15 protein-coding genes and 1 pseudogene are annotated in these 14,074 nt (G+C 64.2%); 10 read left to right on the top strand and 6 right to left on the bottom strand.

What is annotated here, in order from left to right; all coding sequences use genetic code 11:
- Positions 1-23: 23 nt before the first annotated feature.
- From VJS90_RS05580 to VJS90_RS05570, 3 genes are all read right to left on the bottom strand, one after another.
- The gene (locus VJS90_RS05580) at positions 24-1,691 is read right to left on the bottom strand and encodes a ShlB/FhaC/HecB family hemolysin secretion/activation protein (RefSeq protein WP_324119856.1); all 1,668 of its coding nucleotides are present in this window, start codon (positions 1,689-1,691) and stop codon (positions 24-26) included.
- 158 nt (positions 1,692-1,849) lie between these two features.
- On the bottom strand, positions 1,850-2,392 hold the full coding sequence (locus VJS90_RS05575) for a L,D-transpeptidase family protein (protein ID WP_324119854.1): 543 nt from the start codon (positions 2,390-2,392) through the stop codon (positions 1,850-1,852).
- Positions 2,393-2,412: 20 nt separating this feature from the next.
- A complete protein-coding gene (locus VJS90_RS05570) occupies positions 2,413-2,967 on the bottom strand; it encodes an NUDIX hydrolase (protein ID WP_324119852.1) in 555 nt (184 codons plus the stop codon).
- 133 nt (positions 2,968-3,100) lie between these two features.
- Between VJS90_RS05570 and VJS90_RS05565 the strand changes: the two genes are divergently transcribed.
- From VJS90_RS05565 to purT, 5 genes are all read left to right on the top strand, one after another.
- The gene (locus VJS90_RS05565; protein ID WP_324119850.1) at positions 3,101-3,700 is read left to right on the top strand and encodes a CoA pyrophosphatase; all 600 of its coding nucleotides are present in this window, start codon (positions 3,101-3,103) and stop codon (positions 3,698-3,700) included.
- Between the two features lie 44 nt (positions 3,701-3,744).
- Positions 3,745-4,275, top strand: coding sequence for a gamma carbonic anhydrase family protein (locus tag VJS90_RS05560; RefSeq protein WP_324119848.1), 531 nt, complete (start codon positions 3,745-3,747; stop codon positions 4,273-4,275).
- Entirely contained in the window at positions 4,272-4,469 is a 198-nt protein-coding gene (locus VJS90_RS05555; RefSeq protein ID WP_324119847.1) for a DUF1289 domain-containing protein, read from the top strand. Before VJS90_RS05560 ends, VJS90_RS05555 begins: the two co-directional genes overlap by 4 nt.
- 60 nt (positions 4,470-4,529) lie before the next feature.
- The gene (locus tag VJS90_RS05550) at positions 4,530-4,997 is read left to right on the top strand and encodes a VUT family protein (RefSeq protein WP_324119845.1); all 468 of its coding nucleotides are present in this window, start codon (positions 4,530-4,532) and stop codon (positions 4,995-4,997) included.
- A 772-nt stretch (positions 4,998-5,769) separates the two neighbouring features.
- On the top strand, positions 5,770-6,951 hold the full coding sequence (gene purT / locus VJS90_RS05545; protein ID WP_324119842.1) for a formate-dependent phosphoribosylglycinamide formyltransferase: 1,182 nt from the start codon (positions 5,770-5,772) through the stop codon (positions 6,949-6,951).
- Positions 6,952-7,014: 63 nt separating this feature from the next.
- On the opposite strand, the gene VJS90_RS05540 is transcribed toward purT, so the two are convergent.
- The 3 genes from VJS90_RS05540 to VJS90_RS05530 form a co-directional block, all read right to left on the bottom strand.
- A complete protein-coding gene (locus VJS90_RS05540) occupies positions 7,015-8,316 on the bottom strand; it encodes an MFS transporter (protein ID WP_324119840.1) in 1,302 nt (433 codons plus the stop codon).
- Positions 8,317-8,577: 261 nt separating this feature from the next.
- Positions 8,578-9,783, bottom strand: a complete 1,206-nt coding sequence (locus tag VJS90_RS05535) for a transporter associated domain-containing protein (protein ID WP_324119838.1) — start codon at positions 9,781-9,783, stop codon at positions 8,578-8,580.
- 11 nt (positions 9,784-9,794) lie between these two features.
- Positions 9,795-10,607, bottom strand: coding sequence for a cytochrome C assembly family protein (locus VJS90_RS05530; RefSeq protein ID WP_414704896.1), 813 nt, complete (start codon positions 10,605-10,607; stop codon positions 9,795-9,797).
- Between the two features lie 197 nt (positions 10,608-10,804).
- Here VJS90_RS05530 and ffh point away from each other — a divergent pair, with 197 nt between their 5' ends.
- The 5 genes and pseudogenes from ffh to VJS90_RS05505 form a co-directional block, all read left to right on the top strand.
- A complete protein-coding gene (gene ffh, locus VJS90_RS05525; RefSeq protein WP_324119834.1) occupies positions 10,805-12,181 on the top strand; it encodes a signal recognition particle protein in 1,377 nt (458 codons plus the stop codon).
- 232 nt (positions 12,182-12,413) lie between these two features.
- Positions 12,414-12,665: a 30S ribosomal protein S16 gene (rpsP, locus tag VJS90_RS05520; RefSeq protein WP_158459523.1), complete on the top strand. Its 252-nt coding sequence runs from the start codon at positions 12,414-12,416 to the stop codon at positions 12,663-12,665.
- Positions 12,666-12,670: 5 nt separating this feature from the next.
- A complete protein-coding gene (rimM, locus tag VJS90_RS05515; RefSeq protein ID WP_324119830.1) occupies positions 12,671-13,207 on the top strand; it encodes a ribosome maturation factor RimM in 537 nt (178 codons plus the stop codon).
- Positions 13,208-13,210: 3 nt separating this feature from the next.
- Positions 13,211-13,963 (top strand): tRNA (guanosine(37)-N1)-methyltransferase TrmD, encoded by a 753-nt coding sequence (trmD, locus tag VJS90_RS05510; RefSeq protein WP_324119828.1) that lies wholly within the window; start codon positions 13,211-13,213, stop codon positions 13,961-13,963.
- 42 nt (positions 13,964-14,005) lie between these two features.
- Positions 14,006-14,074 (top strand): annotated as a pseudogene (locus VJS90_RS05505) (50S ribosomal protein L19); the annotation flags it as partial.

Raw genomic sequence — 14,074 nt, 5'->3', positions numbered from 1 at the left:
TTTTTCGCTCTTGTTGTGGTGAATCAGATCGTCAGTGCCCAGCGCACGACCCAGTAACCCGGCTCCAGGTCCTGGCGGCGCATGCCGCTGGCGTGGAGCGGGTGCTGGTAGTCGAGGCGGATGTGGTTGCCGGGGAAGGTGAGGTTCAGGCCGAGCGTCGCGCCGGTCAGGCGATGAGCCGGGACTTTTTCGGCTGAGCGGGTGCGGCCGTGATCCAGGCCCAGGTGAGGGCGCAGCTCGAAGTTGGCTGGCCAGGAAAAGGGCAGGGGATAGCTGAGGGTATTGCGCCATACGGCGCCCGTGGAGCCCGTGTAGAACCGCTCACGAAAGCCACGCACGGTATGGTCGCCATTGAGAGCCAACTGTTCGGTGCCAGGCAGGTCGTCGGTGCTGTACTGAACATTGAGCTCGCTCTGCCAGCGCCAGGGGTGGCGGGAGGGGCCTTGGCGCAGATGAAACAGGTTGGCGCGGTAGGTGCGGTGCAGGGGTTTGAAGGCAGCGCTGCCTGGCGGCTCGCGGTCCGCACCGAACCAGTCCACGCCTTGCGCGACCCCCATGTAGGCATTCCACAGACCCCCTTCCAGCCAGAGCAGGTTGACGCCCAGTTCGACGCTGGTGAGGGTCGGGCTCTGGTTCGCTATCGGCGCGTTGTCGAAGCTGCTGAGCAACCGCTTGTGATCCAGCCGCGCGAGGGTGCTGAGCATCCCTTGCTGATTGCGCCACAGGGCGCGCTCCACGTTCAGCTGGTAGAAGCGCGTCTTGCTGTCGTAGGTGTGAAGCTTTTCCGGGGTGCTGGCCTGGTTGCTGAAGTGAACGGCGTTGAGTGCGAAGCTCCACGGGCCGTAGGGCACATCGTAGTGAAAGGAAGGGCCGCCGCTGCTGCCCAGGGCGTCTCCAGCGGCCTTCGTGTACCCCAGGCTGAGCAGGCCGTTCTGTCCGAACGGGCTGTCGACGATCGCGGTGGACACCAGGCGGTGCGCACCCAGGGACTCGCTGCCGGGGTTGTCGTAGGTGGTGCCAAGGCGCCAGCGCCGCGCCACCTGTCGAGGCTGCACGATGACCCGCGTGCCGCCTTGCATCTCCCCAGGTCGCACGTCGGCGGTGACGTCGAAAGCCGCCAGCCGGTTGAGCTGGTCGAGCCCCTGTTCCAGGTCCGGCAAGCGCAGCGGGTCGCCGACCAGTCCGGGAAACGCCCCGCGCATGGACAACGGCTGCGACGGGTCCGCCAATTCGACGGATTCGACAAAGCCCTCGACAATCCGGATGTCCAGCGGCGCGCCGGGCGTGGGCCGTCGTGCCAGCAGCGGGCGACTGGCCGGGTAGCCTGCCTGCACATAGCGCTGGGTGATGGCCTTGAGCAGGCGGTTGATGTCAGCCACGCCCATGCACGGTTTCAGCTGCGGTTGCACTGCTCCGTCAAGCACCTGCGCCGAGAGCACACGGTGGCCCGACAGGCGCACGCCTGATACCTGCCAGCATGCGGTGCTCGCCACCGGCGGTGGCACGTCCTGGTCTTCGACAAGCCGGCCTCGGTGCTCCCACTGGCGCACGCGCTGTTCGTGGTCGAAGCGTTGCAACTGCTGTCGCTGGTCACGCAACTGCCGGCTGGCAGGGTCGTCGGCGATGGCCAGCGGCGCCAGCATCAGGCCCAGCAACAGGCAGTGGAAGCGGTGCGAAGGTATCTTGGGCATCATGAAATCCCGCAGGCTGCACGAGTGAACTACTCGTCTGCGTGGATTCTAAAAATGCCGGGGTTCGTTTGGATGCGGTCCCGCGCCGACTTGTCTGTCGGCGAGGGATGCTTGGAAGGTAGGGCGTTTCTGACAGCCTACAGCGGAAGCGTAGGACCTCAGGGACGGATCTCGATCATCGTGCCGTCCTTGACCAGGCTCCAGACCTCACGCATGTCGTCGTTGCGCATGGCGATGCAGCCTTCGGTCCAGTCCAGGGTGTGGAAGTACCATTCGGGGTACTCCTCGTTCAGCGGGGTGCCGTGGATCATGATCATCCCGCCCGGCTCGATGCCCTCGCGGCGCGCCTGGGCCGAGTCGCTGATGTTGGGGTAGGAGACGTGCATGGCCAGGTTGTAGCGATCGCTCACCTTGCGCCAGTCGAGCCAGTAGAAGCCCTCTGGGGTGCGCTTGTCGCCCTCGCGCTGCTTGGCGCCCAAGGGCTGCTTGCCCAGGGAGATGCGGTAGGTCTTGAGCGGCTCGCCCCGGCTTATCAGCTGCAGGCGGCGCTCGGACTTGATCACCAGCACCTTGTCGATGCTCGACATGCGCGTGGTGCCTGGCTGCTGCGCGTCCACGGGCTTGCGGATGATGGTTTCGGTGAAGGCCGCCTGGGACACCGAAGCCACGGCAAGGCAGAAAAGGGCAAGCAACCAGCGCATGAAATCGGGACCCCGAAGACTTAGGAATGGGACGACGAGACGTTCATCGGCGGCATGTATTCATTGCCAATGGGGTAATGCTGCCCGATGCGGTCGCGGTAGTAGCATTCTAGGGTACGCGCGACGGTGCGGAAAGCCAGCTCGCCCCACGGGATCTGGTTTTCCTCGAACAACCTGACCTCCAGGCTCTCGACGCCCACGGCAAAGTCCAGGTCGGCGAGTTCGGCGCGGAAGAACACATGCACCTGGTTGATGTGCGGCAAGTCGTACAAGTGATACAGGCTCATGGCCCCCACCCGCGCGCAGGCTTCCTCGACGGTTTCGCGACGAGCGGCTTGCTCCATGGTCTCGCCGTTTTCCATGAAACCGGCCGGCAGGGTCCAGTAGCCCCGTCGCGGCTCGATGGCGCGCCGGCACAGCAGCACCTGGCTGCCCCAGATGGGCAACACGCCAGCGACGATGTTGGGGTTCTGGTAATGAATGGTATGGCAGTGCTCGCACACGAACCGCAGGCGGCTGTCGCCCTCGGGAATGCGCTGGATCACTGGCTGGCCGCACGCGCTGCAGAATTTCATGCTTTGCTTCCTGTAGTGTCGGGCTATCTTGGCGTGCCGGGCGGTCGTCCCGCAAGCAGCTTCCAAGCAGGACTTGGGCGCCTCGCGGCTTTGGTGCATCATGCAGGGCAGGCCCTGGAATCGAGAGTGCGTAATGCTGGACGAGCTTCTTCGCCGAATGAGCAACCATACCCCGGCTCCGCTGGAGGGCGATCGCCGTTTTCCCGAAGCCGCGGTGCTGTTGCCCATCACTCGCAGCGATGAACCCGAGCTGGTATTGACCCTGCGTGCCCAAGGCCTTTCCACCCATGGCGGCGAGGTGGCGTTCCCCGGAGGGCGCCGGGACCCTGAAGATCCCGACCTGGTGTTCACCGCCCTGCGTGAAGCCGAGGAAGAAATCGGCCTGCCGCCGGGGCTGGTCGAGGTGCTCGGGCCGCTCAGTCCACTGATCTCGCTGCACGGCCTGAAGGTGACACCGTTCGTCGGGCTGATTCCCGACTACGTCGAATACCGGCCGAATGACGCGGAAATCGCCGCGGTGTTCACTGTCCCGCTGGCGTTTTTCCGCCAGGACCCGCGTGACCACACCCACCGGATCGACTATCAAGGGCGCAGCTGGTACGTGCCCAGCTACCGCTTCGGTGAGTACAAGATCTGGGGGCTGTCGGCGATCATGATCGTCGAGCTGGTCAACCTGCTGTATGACGCACGCATCAGCCTGCACCAGCCGCCCGAGCGTTTCATCAATATTTGAGCGGGGCCAGCCCGCCTGCATCGCCGTATCCTGAGGAGCATCGCATGAACTACCGCCTGGGCGACCTGCGGGTCGAGACCCATCCCACCAGCTGGACCGCGCCCAACGCCACGCTGATCGGCAAGGTACGCCTGCAGGCGCGCGCCAGCGTCTGGTTCGGCGCCGTGCTGCGCGGCGACAACGAGCTGATCGACATCGGCGAGGACAGCAACGTGCAGGATGGCAGCGTGATGCACACCGACATGGGCTCGCCGCTGACCTTGGGCAAGGGCGTGACCATCGGCCACAACGCCATGCTGCACGGCTGCAGCGTGGGCGACTACAGCCTGATCGGGATCAACGCGGTGGTGCTCAACGGCGCCAGGATCGGCAAGCACTGCATCATTGGCGCCAATGCGCTGATCCCCGAAGGCAAGGAGATCCCCGACGGCTCGCTGGTGGTGGGCTCGCCCGGCAAGGTGGTGCGCGAGCTGACCGAGGCCCAGAAGCGCATGCTCGAAGCCAGCGCCGCGCACTATGTGCACAATGCCCAGCGCTATGCGCGTGACCTTGCGCCGCAGGAGGACCGAGGATGAGCCTTGACGAGCGTCCGGTCGCCTCGCCCTGCGTCAGCATCTGCGCGCTGGACGAGCAGGACATCTGCACCGGTTGCCAGCGCACGGTGGCCGAGATCACCCGCTGGGGGCGGATGGACAACCCCGAGCGGCGCGACGTGTTGCGCTTGTGCCATGAGCGGGCGCTCGCCGCAGGGTTGATCCTGTGCCAGTGACGCTTGGCCGGGGGCGGCGGCTTTAGTAATCTGTGCGGCTTGTCCGACGGTTGATGCCCCATGTTCTTTCTTGTTGCCTATATCAGCAGCGTAGTGCTGATCAACTTCGCCTTTTCCAGCGCCCCGCACCTGGACGTGATCTGGTCAGCGTGGGGCGGGCTGGTGTTCATCCTGCGTGACATGGTGCAGACGCGGTACGGGCATGGCGCCTTGGCGGCGATGCTGGCGGCGCTGGTGTTGTCGTATGTCACTTCCGAGCCTGCCATCGCGCTGGCCAGCGCCACGGCGTTCGCCATTTCCGAGCTGATCGACTGGGTGGTGTTCAGTGTTACCCGGCGGCCGTTGCGGGATCGGTTGTGGCTGAGTTCGGCGCTGAGTATTCCTGTCGATACCTTTATCTTCTTTGGCATGATCGGGGCGTTGACGCCTGTGGTCGTGGGGACCGCGATGGCTTCGAAGTTTGCCGGGGTGACGGTGGTTTGGGGGGTGATGGCGTGGCGGGTGAGGAAGGGGGCTTTGGTGGGGTAGGGTTGATGTTGGTGCAGTGGCGCTTATGTTGGGTGGATATCCAGTTTTGTTGTAGGCACTGATATCGCTTTTCGCCTTTACGGCGAGTCACTTTTGTCGTGGCAAAAGTAACCAAAACCGGGCGCCCCCACCTCCGGCCCTCCGCTTCGCTACGGGTCCCCTCCTTCCGGTGCCGCTCCGGTGCCGCGCGGCCCTGCTCGCGCCCTCGGCTTCGCCTCGGGTGGGCTGCGCCCACGCCCCTCCACGACACCTCCACTCGGCCGTCAAAGGGGGCGCAAGTTAGCGGCGGCGCCTGCACAAACGCATCTTCGAACTCAAAGACTGCATCGTGCTCAAGCTGCTCAAGCTGCTTGATCTGCTTTTGATCTGCTTTTGATCTTGATCTACCGCCCCTTTCCAGCCGGCCGAGTGGAGGTGTCGTGGAGGGGCGTGGGCGTAGCCCACCTTCGGCGAAGCCGAAGGCGCGAGCAGGGCCGCGCAGCCCCGTAGCGACACCGGAAGGAGGGGACCCGTAGCGAAGCGGAGGGCCAATGGAGGGGCAAGCCTTTTTGGTTACTTTTGGGGCGACTGCCAAAAGTGACTCGCCGTAAGGGCGAAACCGTACTCAGCGCCACCATCGCAAATGGATATTCACCCAACAAAAGCGCCACCCAAAGCGCCCTCAGCCCCCAGCCCCCAACCCAGCCCCCACCTCTTTTTGCTAAACTACCCGCCCTTTCAACGGCTGCCCCGCCCCCCGGCCAGCCCCCCGCATTGCCTTCGAGGACCTGAGATGACCCGTATCGGAACCCCATTGTCGCCGACCGCGACCCGTGTACTGCTCTGCGGCTGTGGCGAGCTGGGCAAGGAAGTGGTGATCGAACTGCAACGCCTGGGCGTCGAAGTCATCGCCGTGGACCGCTACGCCGATGCCCCCGCCATGCAGGTCGCGCACCGCAGCCACGTGGTCAACATGCTCGACGGTGCTGCCTTGCGCGCGGTGATCGAGGCCGAAAAGCCGCACTACATCGTTCCGGAAATCGAGGCCATCGCCACCGCCACCCTGGTCGAGCTGGAAAACGAAGGCTTCACCGTGGTGCCCACCGCCCGCGCCACCCAGCTGACCATGAACCGCGAAGGGATCCGTCGCCTGGCCGCCGAGGAACTGGACCTGCCCACCTCGCCATACCACTTCGCCGACACCTTCGAAGACTACAGCAAGGCCATCGAGGACCTGGGTTACCCGTGCGTGGTCAAGCCAGTGATGAGTTCGTCAGGCAAGGGCCAGAGCCTGCTGCGCGGCGCCGATGACCTGCGCAAGGCGTGGGACTACGCCCAGGAAGGCGGGCGTGCGGGCAAGGGCCGGGTCATCATCGAGGGCTTCATCGACTTCGACTACGAGATCACCCTGCTGACCGTGCGCCACGTCGGCGGCACTACCTTCCTCGCGCCGGTCGGCCACCGCCAGGAGAAGGGCGACTACCAGGAGTCCTGGCAGCCCCAGGCCATGAGCCCCAAGGCGCTCGCCGAGTCCGAGCGGGTTGCCCAGGCGGTCACCGATGCGCTGGGTGGCCGGGGTCTGTTCGGGGTGGAGTTGTTCGTCAAGGGCGATCAGGTGTGGTTCAGCGAAGTCTCGCCACGCCCGCATGACACCGGTCTGGTGACCCTGATCTCCCAGGACCTCTCGCAGTTCGCGCTGCATGCGCGTGCGATTCTGGGGCTGCCGATTCCGGTGGTTCGCCAGTTCGGGCCATCGGCCTCGGCGGTGATCCTGGTCGAAGGACAATCGCAGCAGACCGCGTTCGCCAACCTGGGCGCCGCGCTGAGCGAGCCGGATACCGCGATCCGCCTGTTCGGCAAGCCCGAGGTCAACGGCCAGCGCCGCATGGGCGTATGCCTGGCACGCGACGAGTCGATCGAAGCCGCCCGGGCCAAGGCGACCCGTGCTTCCCAGTCGGTGAAGGTCGAGCTCTGATCCATCCATCCTGTGGAGCGGCACAAGGCCGCTCCACAGGAGCGACCTTGCAGTCAGGGTGTATCACAGCGCCGTGTCGCGTGTCTCCTTCAGGCACAACACCGCCACCAGGCTCAACACCGCTGCCGCCGACACATACCCGCCCACCCAGCTCAACCCACCCATGCTTACCAGCTTCTGCGCAAAGAACGGCGCTGCCGAGGCTCCGACGATTCCGCCCAGGTTGTACGCGGCCGACGCCCCGGTATAGCGCACGTGCGTGGGGAACAGCTCCGGCAGCAGCGCCCCCATAGGGGCGAACGTCACGCCCATCAGGAACAGCTCGATCGCCAGGAACAGCGCCACCCCGGTGGTCGATCCCGAGGTCAGCAGCGGCTCCATGGTGAAGCCCGACGCCACCGCCAGCAGGGCGCCGGCGACCAGCACCGGCTTGCGCCCGTAGCGGTCGCTGAGCCAGGCCGAAAGCGGCGTGGCGAGGGCCATGAAGACCACCGCGAAGCACAGCAGGCCCAGGAACGTCTCCCGGCTGTAGCCCAAGGTCGAGACGCCATAGCTGAGCGAAAACACCGTCGAGATGTAGAACAGCGCATAGCAAACCACCATCGCCGCGGCGCCCAGCAGGGTCGGCCGCCAGTGCTTGGCGAAGACATCCACCACCGGCATCTTCACCCGCTCCTGGCGTGCCACGGCCTTGGCGAAGACCGGGCTTTCCTCAAGCTTGAGCCGCACATACAGCCCCACCAGCACCAGCGCGGCACTCAGCAGGAACGGAATGCGCCAGCCCCACTCGCGGAACTGCTCATCGGTCAGGCCCATGGCCAGGCCGAGGAACAGGCCGTTGGCCGCCAGGAAGCCGATCGACGGGCCCAGCTGGGGAAACATGCCAAACCAGGCGCGTTTGCCGGGCGGGGCGTTCTCGGTGGCGAGCAGGGCGGCGCCGCCCCATTCACCGCCGAGCCCCAGGCCCTGGCAGAAGCGCAGCAAACACAGAATGATTGGCGCCCAGACGCCGATGCTGGCATAGCCTGGCAGCACGCCGATCAGGGTGGTGGAGACGCCCATCAGCAGCAAGGACGCCACCAGCGTCGACTTGCGCCCGATGCGATCGCCAAAGTGGCCGAACAGGGCCGAACCCAGCGGCCGGGCCAGAAAGGCGATACCGAAGGTCATGAACGCCGCGAGCATCTGCGCGGTGCCGGAGCCCGAGGGGAAGAACACCGGGCCGATCACCAGGGCCGCGGCGGTGGCGTAGACGTAGAAATCGTAGAACTCGATGGCGGTGCCGATGAAGCTGGCGGTGGCCACCCGCGCGGGCGAGTTGACCGGCGCGGGTGTGGCATCGGCGTAGGAGGTGCTGGTTGTCATGCGTAGGTCCCTGACAGTCATGGTGCTCCATGGGCATGGCCTGCGCACGGCCCAGGCAGGCACGGACGCGCAGACGCCGGAGCGTATTGTTGTAGGTCGCTGACTGAACGAATGCCCGTGGGGGATAGGGGCAGGAGGGCACTGATCGGGGTGTGAAGCAGGGCCACAAAACGGCGCGTCAGTCGTGCGGACTGGCCGTGCGGCGCCAGGTGCGGGTAGCAGGCGACACGGCGGGGCTGGGTAAGCGTGACCGGAGTATAACTATCGGGTCACGGTCCACACCAGTACACGGCTGGCACAATTGTCTTCGGTTTCGAGGATTTCCATCCGGTAGCGGCCGATCTTGAGGCACACGGCGGTTGCCGGGATGCTTTCAAGCGCTTCGGTGACCAGGCCATTGAGCGTCTTTGGCCCGCCGTCGCAGGGCAGGTGCCAGCCCAGGCTGCGGTTGAGGTCGCGCAGGGAGGCGGCGCCGTCGATGACGAACCGGCCATCGGCCTGGGGATGGATGTGCGGGTTGTCCATGCCGTGCTCGTCCTCGAACTCGCCGACGATTTCCTCGAGGATGTCCTCGAGGGTGACGATGCCCAGCACCTCGCCGTATTCGTCCACCACCACGCCCAGGCGGCGCTGCTGCTTGTGGAAGTTGAGCAGCTGCAGTTGCAGCGGCGTGCTCTCGGGCACGAAGTAGGGCTCGTAGCAGGCGGCGTGGAGGTTTTCCAGGTTCAGCTCGGCACGCGGCAGCAGGTGGCTGATGAGCTTGGTGTTGAGGATCGCTTCGACCTGGTTGATATCGCCATGGTAGACCGGCAGGCGCGTGTGGCGGCTGATGATCAGTTGCTCGATGATCAGCTCGATCGGGTCGTCGAGGTTGATGCCGTCGACATCACTGCGCGGGACGAGGATGTCGTTGACGGTGATGCGGTCCAGCGACTGCAGGCCGTCCATCAGGCCGGGCCGCAGTTCGACGCGCGGTTCGTCGCCGTTGTAGGCGTCGGCCTGCTCCGCACGCATCTCCACGCGTGCGGACCGGGTGCGCCAAGGACGCATCAGCAGGCGGGCGCAGCCGTCAAGCAGGCAGGCAAGCGGTTGCAGCAGCACCAACGGCGGTTTCAGCAAGCTGTTCCCCAGGCTCACGAGAGCCTGGGGATTACGCCGGGCCAGGCGGCGCGGCAGGTAGTCGGCCAGCACCAGGAGCGCCGCGCCGGCAGCCAGGCCCGCCAGCCAGAAGCCGTGCTCGCCGCTGTGGCGCTGGCCGATCAGGCAGGCCAGGCCGAGCACCAGCAGCTTGCCCAGACTTGCGCAGAGCACCAGGGACTGGGGGGCGACAGCAGGTTCCTGCGCGTCGCCGTTGCGCGCGGCGGCAATCAGTTGCTGGCGCGCGGCATCCACGGCGCTGAACAGCATCGACCACAGCAGCGCCAGTATCAGGGTGCCGATCAAGGGGGCAAACGGCAGGGTATCCATGTCGGGGGCCGTCAGATGTGCAGGATGAATTCACGGACCAGCTTGCTGCCAAAGTAGGCAAGCATCAGCAGGCAGAAGCCGGCGAGGGTCCAGCGGATTGCCTTGTGGCCACGCCACCCCAGGCGGGTGCGGCCCCACAGCAGTACGCTGAACACCACCCAGGCGACGCAGGCCAGCAGGGTCTTGTGCACCAGGTGCTGGGCGAACAGGTTGTCGAGGAACAGCCAGCCGGAGATCAGCGACAGCGAGAGCAGGCACCAGCCCGCCCAGAGGAATCCGAACAGCAGACTTTCCATGGTCTGCAAGGGCGGGAAATTACGGATGAGGCCCGACGGGTGCTTGTGCTTGAGCTGGTGGTCCTGGAGCAACAGCAGCAGGGCCTGGAACACGGCAATGGTGAACAGCCCATACGCCAGGATCGACAGCAGGATGTGCGCGAGGATGCCAGGCTCTTCGTTGATCAGCGGCACCGTGCCAGGCGGCGCGAACTGTGACAGCAGGGCGGTGACCGCGCCCAGCGGGAAGAGCAGCAGGAGCAAGTTTTCCACCGGGATGCGCAGGCAGGCCAGCAGCGTGAGCGCGATGACCGCCGTGGCGATCAGGCTCGCCGCGCTGAAGAAGTCCAGGCTCAGTCCGAGCGGGGTGAGCAGTTGCCAGAACAGGGCCGTGCCCTGGGCGACGACCGCCAGCGCGCCAAGCACGCCCAGCAGCCGTTTGTCGGCGCGGGTGCCGTTGGCCAGGCGGGTGCCCTGATAGAAAGTCGCGGCGGCGTAGAGGCAGGCGGCGATCAGGTTGGGGATCAGGCTGGGTGACAAGGAGAGCATAAGTCCTGTTAGGCAGACCCTAAAGAGGCTGAGTTTGGCATAGAACGCCTGCGCCAAGGAAGACCGGCGGCGGTGCTCATGGTGTGCGCGCGCCACAGTCTTCGTTATAATCGCCAGCTTGCCGTGCCCACGGCCTGCCGAGTCGCGGCGCAGGGCGCCTGACAAACCCCGGCTTCACGGAGCCTGAAAGGATCACCATGTTCGAAAACCTGACCGATCGCCTGTCACAGACGCTGCGCCATGTCACCGGCAAGGCCAAGCTGACCGAAGACAACATCAAGGAAACCCTGCGCGAAGTGCGCATGGCGTTGCTCGAGGCCGATGTCGCCCTCCCGGTGGTCAAGGATTTCGTCAACAAGGTCAAGGACCGCGCCGTCGGTACCGAAGTCTCGCGCAGCCTCACCCCGGGCCAGGCATTCGTCAAGATTGTCCAGGCCGAGCTCGAAGGCCTGATGGGCGCGGCCAACGAAGACCTCGCGCTCAATGCCACGCCACCGGCGGTGGTGCTGATGGCCGGCCTGCAGGGTGCGGGCAAGACCACCACCGCGGGCAAGCTGGCGCGCTTCCTTAAAGAGCGCAAGAAAAAGTCCGTGATGGTGGTGTCGGCCGACGTCTACCGTCCGGCGGCGATCAAGCAGCTCGAAACCCTGGCGGGCGACATCGGCGTGACGTTCTTCCCGTCCGATATCAGCCAGAAGCCGGTGGCCATCGCCGAGGCGGCCATCCGCGAAGCCAAGCTCAAGTTCATCGACGTGGTCATCGTCGACACCGCCGGTCGCCTGCACATCGACGCCGAGATGATGGCCGAGATCAAGCACCTGCACGCTGCGGTCAAGCCGGTCGAAACCCTGTTCGTGGTCGACGCCATGACCGGCCAGGACGCCGCCAACACGGCCAAGGCGTTTGGCGATGCGCTGCCGCTGACCGGTGTGATCCTCACCAAGGTCGACGGTGACGCCCGTGGCGGCGCGGCGCTGTCGGTGCGCGCGATCACCGGCAAGCCGATCAAGTTCATCGGCATGGGCGAGAAGAGCGAAGCGCTCGAGCCGTTCCACCCCGATCGTATCGCCTCGCGGATCCTCGGCATGGGTGACGTGCTCAGCCTGATCGAACAGGCCGAGCAGACCATCGACAAGGAAAAGGCCGACAAGCTCGCCAAGAAGCTCAAGAAGGGCAAGGGCTTCGACCTCGAGGACTTCCGCGACCAGCTTCAGCAGATGAAGAACATGGGCGGCCTCGGTGGCCTGATGGACAAGCTGCCGAGCATCGGTGGGGTCAACCTGTCGCAGATGGGCAATGCCCAGGGCGCGGCCGAGAAGCAGTTCAAGCAGATGGAGGCGATCATCAACTCCATGACCCCGGCCGAGCGCCGCGACCCTGAGCTGATCAGCGGTTCGCGCAAACGCCGTATCGCCATGGGTTCCGGCACACAGGTGCAGGACATCGGCCGCCTGATCAAGCAGCACAAGCAGATGCAGAAAATGATGAAGAAATTCTCCACCAAAGGCGGCATGTCGAAGATGATGCGCGGCCTGGGCGGCATGATGCCTGGCGGCGGCATGCCGAAGATGTAACCCGATTCAGGTCATCGGCCTACCGTGCCGATGACCGGAACCCGCCCTGGCGGGAAAACCGCTGCCTTGTATAAAGGCGGCCAATCACGCAGATCAGCAGGCAGCCCTTTTGCCCAAGGTAAAAAGGGATTTGCAAAAGTCCGTATATTCCTTGAGAATATGCGGCCTTTCGGGTACCCGTGTGCCCGCTGTGCATCATGATTTGCAGCACCGACTACAGGAACGATGTTCAATGCTAACCATCCGTCTTGCCCGTGGCGGCTCCAAAAAGCGCCCATTCTACCAACTGACCGTAACCGACTCGCGTAACCCGCGTGACGGCTCCCACATCGAGCAGGTTGGCTTCTTCAACCCGATCGCCCGTGGTCAGGAAGTTCGTCTGTCCGTTAAAGAAGATCGCGTTGCTCACTGGTTGAGCGTTGGCGCACAGCCGTCTGAGCGTGTTGCTCAGCTGCTGAAGGAAGCGGCCAAGGCTGCAGCCTGAATAGTATGAGCGCGACGCCAGAAAAAGCGGACGACCTGATCGTCGTCGGCAAGATTTTTTCGGTTCACGGCGTTCGCGGCGAGGTGAAGGTGTATTCCTTTACCGATCCGATTGAAAACCTGTTGGATTACCGCAACTGGACGCTTCGGCGCGAAGGCGTGGTGAAACAGGTCGAGCTGGTCAGTGGCCGTTCCACACACAAGGATCTGGTCGCCAAGCTCAAAGGCCTCGACGATCGTGATGAAGCCCGTCTTCTGAGCGGTTACGAGATTTGCATCTCGCGAAGCCTTTTGCCCAACCTGCCTGGCGACGAGTACTACTGGTACCAGTTGACGGGTCTGAAAGTCATCAACCAGGACGAACAGCTGTTCGGCACGGTTGATCACCTGTTGGAGACCGGCGCGAACGATGTAATGGTGGTCAAGCCTTGCGCAGGCAGCCTGGATGATCGCGAGCGGCTGTTGCCCTATACGGAGCAATGCGTGCTGGCAATCGACCTGGAAGCGGGCGTGATGCGGGTCGAATGGGACGCGGACTTTTAACCGATGGGCAACCTTCGCGTAGAAGTCATCACGCTGTTTCCCGAGATGTTCTCGGCCATCACCGAGTACGGCATTACCAGCCGGGCGGTCAAACAGGGGTTGCTGCAAGTGACCTGCTGGAACCCGCGGGACTACACCACTGATCGCCACCATACGGTGGATGATCGGCCTTTTGGCGGTGGTCCGGGCATGGTGATGAAGATCAAGCCTCTGGAAGACGCCCTGGTGAATGCCAGGCAGGCGACCGGAGCAGCGGCGAAGGTGATCTACCTTTCGCCACAAGGCCGCAAGCTGGATCAGCAGGCGGTCAAAGGCCTGGCGCAACAGGAATCGTTGATCCTGATCGCCGGTCGTTATGAAGGCATCGACGAGCGTTTCATTGAAGCTCATGTCGATGAAGAGTGGTCGATTGGCGACTATGTGCTATCCGGGGGCGAGCTGCCGGCCATGGTGCTGATCGATGCGGTTACGCGGCTGCTGCCCGGAGCTTTAGGGCATGTGGACTCGGCGGAGGAAGATTCCTTCACCGACGGTCTGCTTGATTGCCCGCACTACACCCGACCTGAGGTGTATGCGGATCAGCGTGTTCCCGACGTGTTGCTAAGTGGCAACCATGCACACATCCGGCGTTGGCGTTTACAGCAGTCCCTTGGGCGGACCTATGAACGACGCGTCGATCTTCTGGAAAGTCGCTCACTTTCTGGAGAAGAGAAGAAGCTGCTCGATGAATACATTCGCGAGCGGGACGATAGTTAACGTATCGATGGTAAGTCAGACGATTTACCTTAGGAGCACAGCATGACCAACAAAATCATTCAGCAGATCGAAGCTGAGCAGATGAGCAAAGAGATCCCTACCTTTGCCCCA

The sequence above is a fragment of the Pseudomonas sp. genome, assembly GCF_035277045.1.
Taxonomy (GTDB): domain Bacteria; phylum Pseudomonadota; class Gammaproteobacteria; order Pseudomonadales; family Pseudomonadaceae; genus Aquipseudomonas.
The sequence above is the reverse complement of the archived record's forward strand: the minus strand, read 5'-3'. Positions and strand labels throughout refer to the sequence as shown.

Coding starts and splice junctions, on each gene's coding strand:
- VJS90_RS05580 (WP_324119856.1), bottom strand. CDS start 1,691: ATGCCCAAGATACCTTCGCACCGCTTCCACTGCCTGTTGCTGGGCCTG.
- VJS90_RS05575 (WP_324119854.1), bottom strand. CDS start 2,392: ATGCGCTGGTTGCTTGCCCTTTTCTGCCTTGCCGTGGCTTCGGTGTCC.
- VJS90_RS05570 (WP_324119852.1), bottom strand. CDS start 2,967: ATGAAATTCTGCAGCGCGTGCGGCCAGCCAGTGATCCAGCGCATTCCC.
- VJS90_RS05565 (WP_324119850.1), top strand. CDS start 3,101: ATGCTGGACGAGCTTCTTCGCCGAATGAGCAACCATACCCCGGCTCCG.
- VJS90_RS05560 (WP_324119848.1), top strand. CDS start 3,745: ATGAACTACCGCCTGGGCGACCTGCGGGTCGAGACCCATCCCACCAGC.
- VJS90_RS05555 (WP_324119847.1), top strand. CDS start 4,272: ATGAGCCTTGACGAGCGTCCGGTCGCCTCGCCCTGCGTCAGCATCTGC.
- VJS90_RS05550 (WP_324119845.1), top strand. CDS start 4,530: ATGTTCTTTCTTGTTGCCTATATCAGCAGCGTAGTGCTGATCAACTTC.
- purT (WP_324119842.1), top strand. CDS start 5,770: ATGACCCGTATCGGAACCCCATTGTCGCCGACCGCGACCCGTGTACTG.
- VJS90_RS05540 (WP_324119840.1), bottom strand. CDS start 8,316: ATGACAACCAGCACCTCCTACGCCGATGCCACACCCGCGCCGGTCAAC.
- VJS90_RS05535 (WP_324119838.1), bottom strand. CDS start 9,783: ATGGATACCCTGCCGTTTGCCCCCTTGATCGGCACCCTGATACTGGCG.
- VJS90_RS05530 (WP_414704896.1), bottom strand. CDS start 10,607: ATGCTCTCCTTGTCACCCAGCCTGATCCCCAACCTGATCGCCGCCTGC.
- ffh (WP_324119834.1), top strand. CDS start 10,805: ATGTTCGAAAACCTGACCGATCGCCTGTCACAGACGCTGCGCCATGTC.
- rpsP (WP_158459523.1), top strand. CDS start 12,414: ATGCTAACCATCCGTCTTGCCCGTGGCGGCTCCAAAAAGCGCCCATTC.
- rimM (WP_324119830.1), top strand. CDS start 12,671: ATGAGCGCGACGCCAGAAAAAGCGGACGACCTGATCGTCGTCGGCAAG.
- trmD (WP_324119828.1), top strand. CDS start 13,211: ATGGGCAACCTTCGCGTAGAAGTCATCACGCTGTTTCCCGAGATGTTC.